Source organism: Bacillus sp. AY2-1 (genome assembly GCF_008368965.1).
GTDB lineage: Bacteria > Bacillota > Bacilli > Bacillales > Bacillaceae_G > Bacillus_A > Bacillus_A thuringiensis_S.
In genome coordinates this window covers 1-10,552 of sequence record NZ_QPEL01000100.1, presented here as the reverse complement: position 1 = coordinate 10,552, position 10,552 = coordinate 1, and the positions used below count along the sequence as shown (strand labels likewise).

Genomic DNA, 10,552 nt, shown 5'->3' with positions numbered 1-10,552 from the left:
AAGGAACGGGTTGTATTGGAATCACTCAAAAATCTCCACCCTCAATATCAAAAAGTCGGTTCGTTAATCCTCACCTTAAGGCTACCGCCTTTTCTTTTTGATATTGTCCTTGCAAAACTTTTTTCGGCTGGTTTTTAGCTTTCGCCAAGCCGAACAGACCAAAAACGGGGTTAAGTTGCTCGACTTGGACTAGCAATTGTACCAGCCGAACCACCAGTTCTATCGTTCTAAGTAAAATCCTTACTCCATATTTAGTTACGTTAAGATCCAGGGGGCTAGCCCCCAAACCCCCAGCCAGCACTCACACCCAAAAACAAGGGGGAATCAAAAGACAAAAACATTCTAAGTAAAAAAATAAGCCACCCATATGGACAGCTCATTTACATAATTATCGTTATTGGAAGTTACTTTTTAAGTATTAATAGATGGTTAAGTTCAGTTTCCTGATAACTCTACACGCTTAAAGTGTTCAACTGTTGGAAATGGATCATAAAAGTGATGCAATAATGCTTTCCACTCTTGATATTGTTCAGATTGACGAAATCCTATCGTGTGGTCTTCTAAAGTTTCCCATTGCACAAGGAGCAAATATTTTCCTTTCTGCTCCATACAGCGTTGTAATTCATGATTTATGTATCCTTGCATGGAAGAGATGATTGAGGATGCTTGCTTAAATACCGATTCATATTCTGTTTCCATACCGTCTTTTACTTGCAATATGACTGCTTCTAAAATCATTTTGAAGTCCTCCTCCCTTTCCTAATTGTACCATGTGGAGGGAACGCTGGATGAAGAGTTTTGATGTATAACATATACACGTCAAGTTAACATAATGTATAATTATCGATAGCAAATAAAAAAGACTTGTCCTTTTATATAAAGGACAAGTCTTTCCTTAAATTTTTCATCAAAAATATAAACAATCTTACCAATGTTTGCGATTACTATGACAACAAAAAACAAAACATTTACATTGTCTACGTTTGCATTTACAAGAATTATTATCCTGTTTATGTTTCCACCAATTGCTATGGTGTTTACACTTACAAGAATCATTATCCTGTTTGTGTTTCCACCAGTCACTATGATCCTCACATTTACTAGAATGACTACTATGTTTCCAACAATCATTACTCCAACTCATTTTTTTACCTCCTCTCGAACAAGAGTTATATTATTTTATGTTTTAATAGAGAAAATGCTTGTTTGCTAACCTATATTGAATTCTATAAAAAACCTCTATGAATATTTATTCGAATAGAGTTAACATAACGTCCTATTATGGGTAGCAAACATTTTGATAGAATTCTTGTATGTACAGGGATTCTTCTTTTTTTGTCTGTTTATTTGGTATACAGGATTTTATATATTGTTCATATAGAAAGGATTCTAGCGATCCCCACTATTCTTTTTTTGTATAAAATTTTGTATATAGAAAAAAGAATAGTGGGGATCAAGATGTAATGAGTATTCAATTTTAAAATTGATATGTGTTCCTAAGATTGGGTTTGTAACACAAAATATACAAATTACCCATGTAAATATTATTGGAGTTAAGAATTTGAAACAAGTGATACGTGAATTATTAGGAAAAAGGGTATATCATTGCTATAGCGAATATATTTTTGAGGTGAGACGCTATGAAGACGCTATATAGTCCTGGCGACGTGGCAGAGCAATTAGATATCCAATCTAGTACATTACGTAAGTATGCTGATGTACTAGAAAAAGAGGGTTATACTTTCATAAAGAATGAACGTGGACATAGGAAGTATAGAGAAAGCGATGTAATGGTGTTTCGTAAGGTTATAAACTTAAAGAACGACACAGAAATGACATTAGAAAATGCTACAAAGCAAATAGTATCATGGCATCAAGGTGTTGAAGTATTGCCATTAGAGCGACATGAAGTTGAGCGCTATGAAGAACCTAATTTCAACGCTACACCGCTACAGGCGATGATTCAAGAGCAAAAAGAAGTCATTGAAAAACAAAATTACTTGTTACAAGAATTAAACAAACGTTTAGCCGAGCAAGATCAGCGATTCACACAAAGAGAATCAGAGTTATTGAGCGCTATACAAACGATACGGGAATCCCAAGCGCTTATAGCGATGAATACTAGCGAAGACGTAGCGAAGAATCAAAGAAGTGATGAAATACTTATGCAAACAATAAGGGAAGTTCAGGAAGTTAAGAAGATGATTGCAGCAAGTAAAGATAAGAAATGGTATGAGTTTTGGAAATAATTTTTTAAAATTTGATTAATTATCTCTTGGCACCTCTAAAAAATATAGGGAAATGAATACAAAAGTAATGTTTAGAGAGATATGAGAATTCTGAGCTTTTTGGGATACTACTGATAATTTGATTTTATGTGAACTAAATCTTAGGAAGAAGGAATTGAAAATGAATAAAAAATGTCCTAATTGTGGTTCTAGAGAAATCGAGCAAGACTTATTAAATGCTCAAGCATGTTTAAGATTTATTAGTAGGAATAACCTTTTTAATGAATTTTCAAGGGTGATTGCTGATGTTTGCACGGAGTGTGGTAACATTTTATCTATGAAAGCAAAACATCCAGAGTATTTTAAAGTAGATAAATAAAAATTACTGATAATACAGATTATGTGAATGAAAAATCCCTTTAAAAGGAATATCTGAAGGGATTTTTTTATAGATTTTGAGATACATTGACTGTTGATAATAGGACGTTATGTAAATTAAAAGAAAGGGGGATTTTTTTAGGATTCCTCTTTCTTTTATAATGCATGAAATGTGAAAAATAATTGATTTATTTTAAAAATATTACTTTTTTTATTTTATCCGATTTGTACTTGTTGAGTTTGTAATACTTTCAAAGTAAGATCAAGAACAATTTTTTCACGTAATTTGTCAAATTCTTTCTCAGGATATTGATCATAATATTTATCTTGATATTTATCTTGATATCTATCTTGATTTCTGTCCTGATATTCATCATGTTTTGAATAATGATGAACATCATATGATGAATAATCAAGTTCATAAAATTCTGCACTAATTAATTCACAATATGGTTGTTCATTATAGAAAACATTATTTTCAAAGAAGTATTTGTCTAGACGAGGAACATCATTCTTTTTCGGATTAATGAAACGAGCTTTATTTTCCGAACCAAAAGCTATAATTGGGAAAGAAAGAAATTCATCAGCAGTCAAATCAGCAAAACCAGAGAATCGAACTTTTGCAATTCGATCATGAATTACGCCATTGCAGTATTTAGCAGCGTATTCAATATTTTTACGAATATAACCTTCTACAAACAATTTTGCTCTTGTTACTTGAAAATATCCTGTTTCATTAATTGGTTCATATTCAACAGGTACTAGTTTACATTGTGTTAAAAATACATCTTTTAACACTCTTTTAATTTCCACTGCTGGTGGAGAAAGTGGAATTTCTGCTTCTACTACAATTTGAAGTGTTCTTTCTGCTAATACAACTGGAATTTTAATTCTTGGATTGTTTGTAAGAACAGGCGTTGCCTCAGTATCACTGAGTGGAATCCGCGATTCTGATTTAACCTTACAATCTTTATTTTTATTATTATCTTGTTTATATTCTTTTTCACTCAATTTAAAAAAGCCTCCTTTTAGTTTATGTTATGAGTGTGTTTATACTTTCTTTAACATGCTATGGAGTGTATTTATATGTGTGAAGGCATGTATAATAGTGATTTTTCTCATTTTTAAACAAAAAACAGATTAGAGTGATAAAATCCATGCTTTTCCTATTTGATTTTGTTTAGTATATATTTTTAAAAAATATTGTTAGATTCTTTTATATTTAAAAGAAATAGGTAGTACTAAATGAAATTCATTAGATCTATTTTGAATAGGAAAGCATATCTTATAGTGTGGAACAAGCATTGGACACTTGTTTTGCGCTCATAAATTTAGTTTCTTTAATAAAAGGAAAGGGGACCTACTAGTAGATCCCCTTTTTTGCATTAAATAGATTCATATATATTATGTTATCTTTTTATTATATTAATATATATTAATGTAACTATATTAAAAATACACAAAAAAAGATATTTATTATGAATATCTTTTTTTGTGTATTCTGTGAGTTTTTTATCGGAGAGAATATATTTGTCATTCTTGATTTTATTTTATGAAATTATTCTTTAAAGGTGTATGTAATTTGGGGTTTTTTGGTTTAACTATTTGAGTTACATTTTATATGTTTTAAATATGAAATAAATCTAGGATATTATCTTTTTCTTCTTTATTAATTCTATGGTAAAGAGACTTTTATTTTTTTATTTGAAAAATGAAAAAAAGCGAGTTTTTTGTCTATTGTTAATAATAACATTGAATTTTTAACACTATAGATGTTAGTCAAACATATATTGTAGTATTGGGATAAGTTTCACTCACTTTTTTCATTTTATTTTATAGTTTCCTTTAGGAGAGCACTAACGGATATTGGTGTTTTTTTAAGTAGGTTGGTTTGAAAAATAAGAAGTTTTCTTTGTTTTAAATTTGTACTTGTTGTATTTGTAAAACTTTTAAATTAAGGTTTAATACAATTATTTCACGAAAAGTATTAAATGGTTCCTTTAAGTTTGTTAGACAAGGGGAAAAGTCTAATCCAACAAGTTGAGTGCTGACTAATTCGCAATATGGTTGTTTGTTATAATAAACTGTATCTCCGAAGGAACATTTTTCTAAATGTGGTAAATCACCGTTTTTAGGATTAATAAAATGAAATGTAGTATCTGAGGAAGAAGCTGTTAAAGCTAAAGATAGAAAATCATCTTCTATTAGATCTGTGGAACCGGAAAATGGAACATTTACAATAGAATTATATATAATTCTATTGTATTCATCATATACATACTCAATACTTTTACGGATATACCCTTGTAAAAATAATTTAGCTTTTGTAACTAGGTTGTAATTTGTACCTGGTATTGGAGTAAATGCTAGAGGAACTAAATCACCTTGTGTCAAAAATACGTTGTTTTTTAAGATACGTTTAATTTCAATTGCTGGAGGGTCTAATGAAATATTAGATTCTACAACAATTTGAATTGTTCTTTCGGCTAATATAACTGGCATTTGTACAAGCGGTGTTTCTGTGGTAATAATGGGTGTTTTAACTTTATCATTTAATGGTGTTTGAGTTTGTCCTACCACCTGACATGATGTATTAATTGGACGTTGTTCACTCATGTTACTTAGACTCCTTTTTAAAATTACTTTAGATTTTTAAAACTGTTCAATGTCAATGTATTAATTTTTTTCATTTATGTTATTCGTATCAATTTAATTTTTAAATAATACATAAAGATAATTAAATTTAAAATAATTGTGGAATAGGTTATATATGTTAATTTAAATAATAAATTTTATATATATTTAATATATTAGGGGATACAGCCGAGATACGTGTAAAAATAGGTCATAGACTTACTTTTATTTCTATATGCGATTTATAGGGATTATAAATACCATTTTGTCTATTATGGGTACACCCTAATCATCTATTTATTAGCTACTGAAAACACTTTGTTCCAACTGTATGATTAGGATGTATGATAATAAGTTGAAAAATAATAAGGAAATTCGTGATTATAAGTATGTTTGGAAATAAATGAATGATTAATACTTAAAATTACATGTACCTCGACCTCGGCTGTACCCCTAGATGTCGTTTTTTTGATAGATTTTAAATATGGAAATTATCAAGTATATTGTCTTTTTCTTCTTTATTAATTCCAATGTATTTTAGTGTGATTTGGGGTGTACTATGATTTAGAATTCCTTGTAACATAGCTACATCCTTAGTTTGTTTATAGAACCAATAGCCGAAGGTTTTGCGCATGGTGTGGGTACCAATGGACTCTATGCCGGCAAAATCTCCGGCTTTTTGCAATTGTCGATAAGCCTGGATCTTACTAATGGGTTTGTCTCCTTTTCGAGAAGGAAATAACCAGGTATTATCTAGAGTTTGAGCATAAGAGTATACTTCATCAAAAATGGAAGTAAGGTTAATCATGCGTTCTTTCTTCGTTTTTCCTTCTTTGATCTTAAATTCTTTTCTTTTTTTTCGTTTTAGTTTTACTATGGTTTGTGTTTCTAGTTGAAGTAGATCACTTACGCGTAGTCCGGTATGAATTCCAATAAGAAAGAGAATATAGTCTCGTTCGGAACAATGACGTTTAAGAGCCCATTTCATATCTTCGATTTGTTCTTTGCTACGGATAGGTTGGACATCAATAAGATGTGGTTTTTTGTTCATGTTTTTATGACCTCTTTATTTATAGTGTTTTGAATGTATACTTTTATTATATAAATTGAGGATATCAGGGGAATCAGTGAGACGTCAATGATGTAGGGGGAATGAATGTAAACTAATATTAAAAAGTTTACATTGGAACTTTTTATTATTAATTGTATAAAATATCGTGAAATTAAAAGTGTATTAAGGTGAAAAATGGTATTTTTTTCAGATAAAAAGCCTAGTAAAAACTAGGCTTTTTATTTAACTTATTTATGTTCTATATGGGTTAGCACCAACAAGATGCGAATTTCATATGCTAAGAAATTAGTAAAACATTTATTAAAAAGTTTTACATATTATCACTTTTTTAAATCCAACGTATAATGCAATAAGCATTTACAATATAGTCTTGGCCGTTGCTAATAAGAAAACTTCTATTCAAAAGTTTACTTTGGAATAGAATAAAAAAGAGTCCTATGTTTATGGGATTCTTTTTTATTTTTTTATAATATTGTATCAATTGAATATAGATGATAGTTTAGTAAGGGTTTATATATTTTAAATTAATGATTTCATAAAAGTGGATAATATACATTTAAGTTTATTTTGTTGAGGATTAAGATCTTAAAAATCGTTGATAAATAAGGCGTTTAAACGATGTATAAAGCCTTTTGACATATTAAAATTAGCTTTTATAAAGATATTTGCTACTTATAAATCATTACCTTGAACTATTTTGGATGTAGAAGGAGCGAGCGAAATGAATCTTAGTAAACAAATAAAAAAATATCGGGATAGGGAAGGGTTTTCTCAAGAAGATTTAGCTGAAAAAATTTATGTTTCTCGTCAAACCATTTCAAATTGGGAAAATGAAAGAAGTTATCCTGATATTCATAATTTATTGCTTCTAAGTGTTCTTTTCGATGTTTCTTTAGATGATTTAGTTAAAGGGGACATGGAAATGATGAAAAATAATCTTCAGCAAGTTAAATTTAATAAGTTGGGCCAGGTAATGGCTATATTTTTGATTTTAGCTGTAGGATCAATAGGATTAGCAATTAAATTTTTTGGTAATGTAGGTTTAATTATTCCATTTGTTTTTTGGGTAATTGCTATGACAGCTGCTATAAAAATTGACATAATCAAGAAACGTGAAAATATAAAAACATACGCTGAAATTGTTGCTTTCATGGAAAATAAAGATGTGAATGTAGAAAGAGAAAAGCGAGATAAGAAAAAATACATCATTCAAAAAACATTGATTGTTGTAGGGGTTGCGTTGGTTTCAGGAATTATTGCTCTTTTGAGTTTTTCGATATTTTTATAGGAAAAAGATTTTCAATATTATTGTGTAAATACAAGACATGATTAGAAATATAGAATATTATGTTGGTCAATCAAAACGGACCTAGTGAAACGAAGGGAGTATTTGACTTGACCAACTGAACGAAACCCAGACCCTCTTGGCATTGAACAAACTATTGTTTGTTCCTGCCAACCGGCGAGGGAGCCCCTCAAGGATTGAGGGGTTGGGGAGTTCGATTGATGGGGTCTGGGGAAGAGTTCCCCAGTGGGTTTGGGCAAAAGCCCAAGGTTTTGTTTTTGCCACGTGAAATGTGGCTCGGCAAAGCCGAAAAGCGTCGCAGACCCCTATTGATTTTGATGCGAAAGTGTCAAAATACGTATAGGGTTACATTAATTGACATCATTTCGTCGCTTTGCTAGACTGATGGTATCAATTAATCTAGGGAAAGTGGTGGCACTTTATGTTGGGTTCTATCTCATTTAATCAATCTCATCAAAGTTCATTAAGCCATAATAATAGAGAAAATATTTATGGGAATCCTGGCATTGATCCAGCTAGGTTACATGAGAATATTTATTTTGTTCAAAAGGACATCCGAAGTGTATACAAGGATGTTTTTCAAGAAGCCGTGGACAAGTATAACGAGAAACAAAAACGAAATGATCGTAAAATTGATGACTACTATAACAAAGTACATAAAGATGATAAGACACATGAGCAACGAGAACTCGTTGTAGCGATAGGAGAAGGTAAAGACGACCCAAAGTATAGGGAAGCTAAAAAAGAAGCTTTAAAGCGCTATGCTGAGGCTTTTCAAGAGAGAAATCCAAACCTAGCGGTTTATAACATGGTTTTACATGATGATGAAGCCAATCCACATCTACATATTAACTATGTACCCAATTTTGAAAGCAGTCGAGGATTAACGAGGCGTGTCGGAATGGATAGAGCTTTGCAGCAACAAGGTGTCGAAGGAAAGGGAAGACAGTTAATTGCGCATTGGAGAGAAGCGGAAACAGCTTATATTGAGCAATTAGCGAAAGAACACATTCCAAATTTTGAACGTGCTAATGTAGGTTCCCATAAATACATGAAAGTCCGTCAATATAAAGAATATGCAGAAGCAAAATCAACTATTGAAAATCAAGTACAAGAAAAAGAAACACAATTACAAACGATTGATTATGATTTAAAAAATGTTAAAGAGAAAACAAACGAATTAGAATTAGCTAAAAAGAGTTTGGAAAGTGATGTTGTTGATACGTACAAAGAATTAGAGGTAGTAAAACAACAAGTAGAGAATGAAAGTGAAAAGCTGCAGTTAATTGGCCAGCGTCATTTAGAGTTAGAAAAAAGAGTAGAACAAATACAAAAAGAATTAGATAGTGCTACAGATCAAGTACCAAATGAACCTGTTAAAATTCCATTTTTACGTAAAGAAGTAGTAGTAGAAGTACAGGATAAAATGTTTGGAAAAGCTGAAATCACGAAGAAACAGACAAGAAATTATGTGTTATCACCTGAACAATATCAAGAATTAACAAAACAAGTGAATGCAGCGGTTATTATTAAAAAAGATTATGAGCGTTTAAGAGAAACAGATTTTGTGAAAGAGAATGAGAGTTTAAAAGCACATGCAGAGGGCTGGATGAAAGAAAATCGAACGTTGAAACAAGAAAAAAGTAAGTTACAAAAAGAAGTTGGTGTATTAAATAGAGAAATAAGCTCGTTAAAAGCTCATATAAGGGGTTTGCAGACGAATATAAGAGTTTTATATGTACAAACGAAAAAAGTTTTTAAAGAGCAATTTAAGGCGTTTAGAGAGATTGTTAAAAATGAATTGGGTAGCAAGGGAGTTGATAATCAATTTGAACGTGAACATAAGAAGGAAATGAATAAACATCGAGGGTTTGATATGGAAAGATAGATGTAATAATGGTGAAAAAGAGAATTGATTTCTAATAGATGGAAACCTTTAACAACATATTTCATGTTATTATATAAAAAGAGATACAAACGAGAAAAACCGCCCAAGCTTTGGTCGGCGAGGCGGTTTTTCATAATAAGGTTGGAATCAACCAATATATTTTCTATATACATTCTAACATATAAAAGTTGATTCCTTCCACTAAGGGAGAGAATTATTTTATGACAAAAGTTGTAGATTTTGGACAAGCTGAAAAAAAAGCGAAATTAAGAGATAGTAAGATTGATAGTATTTATGACCAATTGCAAACTGGTGGATATTCAGAAGAAGAAAGAGCTATGCTTTTACAGATGTTAAGTAAAATGTCTGGTGGCGAAGAATATTTCATAGGCAAAAAGAAAAAACCTACAGATCGGGTGAGATTTGTGCAAATTATAATGGATAATATAGATTATCTGATTGAAATAGGTTATTTGAGTAGTAAGGAAGAAGCTTTTTTATTCAAATTAACTTCATCTGTAGAGTTTAAAACTAATGTTCTCGTAGAACGTGAGACAAATAATCCGGCATCACCTACATATCTAGCTGAAAAGTTTAAAATGACTCGTCAAAGTATTTCTAGTGTTATGAATGGTTTATTAAAAAAGGGAATATTAGCAGTTGCACAATCAGGTGTTACAACTGAAGATGGGCGAGTTTGTACTAGCCGTACATGGTTTGTAAATCCAAATGTTATGTGTTGTTCTCCTAAAGATGGAATAGATAAAGCAACTCAACATATTTTTAGGGATTCATTAAGAAATTTTAAAGTTGAAGACCAAGGAAAGAAAAAACATAAATTACCTATTTATTTATTTTAAAAGAACGCAAAAATTTTCTTGCGTTCTTTTTTTTGTTATCATTTACCTTTTTTTAGGTGTCACTTTTTTTTGACACCTGTGTCGCTTTTTTTTGACACCCTACCTTTTATAAACCCTTGATATTATTGACTTTCTTCACTTTGCTCTTCTCACTCTTATATATAGGGCTAAAAGTTCCGCAAGGAA

General features: G+C 30.8%; 10 protein-coding genes. 5 read left to right on the top strand and 5 right to left on the bottom strand.

Annotated features, from left to right (window positions below; genetic code table 11):
* Window positions 1-435 precede the first annotated feature (435 nt).
* Together DN403_RS22145 and DN403_RS22140 are read right to left on the bottom strand one after the other, a co-directional pair.
* Window positions 436-738, bottom strand: coding sequence for an antibiotic biosynthesis monooxygenase family protein (locus tag DN403_RS22145; protein ID WP_149185743.1), 303 nt, complete (start codon window positions 736-738; stop codon window positions 436-438).
* Window positions 739-840: 102 nt separating this feature from the next.
* Complete coding sequence (locus DN403_RS22140) at window positions 841-1,131, bottom strand: hypothetical protein (RefSeq protein WP_179958943.1); 291 nt, start codon at window positions 1,129-1,131, stop codon at window positions 841-843.
* 509 nt (window positions 1,132-1,640) lie between these two features.
* Here DN403_RS22140 and DN403_RS22135 point away from each other — a divergent pair.
* Both DN403_RS22135 and DN403_RS22130 read left to right on the top strand, forming a co-directional pair.
* Entirely contained in the window at window positions 1,641-2,249 is a 609-nt protein-coding gene (locus DN403_RS22135) for a DUF3967 domain-containing protein (RefSeq protein WP_149185741.1), read from the top strand.
* Between the two features lie 160 nt (window positions 2,250-2,409).
* On the top strand, window positions 2,410-2,607 hold the full coding sequence (locus DN403_RS22130; RefSeq protein ID WP_149185740.1) for a hypothetical protein: 198 nt from the start codon (window positions 2,410-2,412) through the stop codon (window positions 2,605-2,607).
* A gap of 215 nt (window positions 2,608-2,822) precedes the next feature.
* On the opposite strand, the gene DN403_RS22125 is transcribed toward DN403_RS22130, so the two are convergent.
* The 3 genes from DN403_RS22125 to DN403_RS22115 all read right to left on the bottom strand — a co-directional run bounded on the left by DN403_RS22125 (window position 2,823) and on the right by DN403_RS22115 (window position 6,291).
* Window positions 2,823-3,617: a CsxC family protein gene (locus DN403_RS22125; RefSeq protein WP_149185739.1), complete on the bottom strand. Its 795-nt coding sequence runs from the start codon at window positions 3,615-3,617 to the stop codon at window positions 2,823-2,825.
* A gap of 906 nt (window positions 3,618-4,523) precedes the next feature.
* The gene (locus tag DN403_RS22120) at window positions 4,524-5,222 is read right to left on the bottom strand and encodes a CsxC family protein (protein ID WP_149185738.1); all 699 of its coding nucleotides are present in this window, start codon (window positions 5,220-5,222) and stop codon (window positions 4,524-4,526) included.
* 496 nt (window positions 5,223-5,718) lie between these two features.
* Entirely contained in the window at window positions 5,719-6,291 is a 573-nt protein-coding gene (locus DN403_RS22115; RefSeq protein ID WP_149185737.1) for a tyrosine-type recombinase/integrase, read from the bottom strand.
* A gap of 742 nt (window positions 6,292-7,033) precedes the next feature.
* Here DN403_RS22115 and DN403_RS22110 point away from each other — a divergent pair.
* From DN403_RS22110 to DN403_RS22095, 3 genes are all read left to right on the top strand, one after another.
* Complete coding sequence (locus tag DN403_RS22110; RefSeq protein WP_061458036.1) at window positions 7,034-7,600, top strand: helix-turn-helix transcriptional regulator; 567 nt, start codon at window positions 7,034-7,036, stop codon at window positions 7,598-7,600.
* A 439-nt stretch (window positions 7,601-8,039) separates the two neighbouring features.
* Window positions 8,040-9,506 (top strand): plasmid recombination protein, encoded by a 1,467-nt coding sequence (locus DN403_RS22100; protein ID WP_000901542.1) that lies wholly within the window; start codon window positions 8,040-8,042, stop codon window positions 9,504-9,506.
* A gap of 221 nt (window positions 9,507-9,727) precedes the next feature.
* A complete protein-coding gene (locus tag DN403_RS22095) occupies window positions 9,728-10,366 on the top strand; it encodes a MarR family transcriptional regulator (protein WP_000170180.1) in 639 nt (212 codons plus the stop codon).
* Window positions 10,367-10,552: the final 186 nt, after the last annotated feature.

Coding starts and splice junctions, on each gene's coding strand:
- DN403_RS22135 (WP_149185741.1), top strand. CDS start 1,641: ATGAAGACGCTATATAGTCCTGGCGACGTGGCAGAGCAATTAGATATC.
- DN403_RS22120 (WP_149185738.1), bottom strand. CDS start 5,222: ATGAGTGAACAACGTCCAATTAATACATCATGTCAGGTGGTAGGACAA.
- DN403_RS22115 (WP_149185737.1), bottom strand. CDS start 6,291: ATGAACAAAAAACCACATCTTATTGATGTCCAACCTATCCGTAGCAAA.
- DN403_RS22095 (WP_000170180.1), top strand. CDS start 9,728: ATGACAAAAGTTGTAGATTTTGGACAAGCTGAAAAAAAAGCGAAATTA.
- DN403_RS22110 (WP_061458036.1), top strand. CDS start 7,034: ATGAATCTTAGTAAACAAATAAAAAAATATCGGGATAGGGAAGGGTTT.
- DN403_RS22145 (WP_149185743.1), bottom strand. CDS start 738: ATGATTTTAGAAGCAGTCATATTGCAAGTAAAAGACGGTATGGAAACA.
- DN403_RS22100 (WP_000901542.1), top strand. CDS start 8,040: ATGTTGGGTTCTATCTCATTTAATCAATCTCATCAAAGTTCATTAAGC.
- DN403_RS22130 (WP_149185740.1), top strand. CDS start 2,410: ATGAATAAAAAATGTCCTAATTGTGGTTCTAGAGAAATCGAGCAAGAC.
- DN403_RS22140 (WP_179958943.1), bottom strand. CDS start 1,131: ATGATTGTTGGAAACATAGTAGTCATTCTAGTAAATGTGAGGATCATA.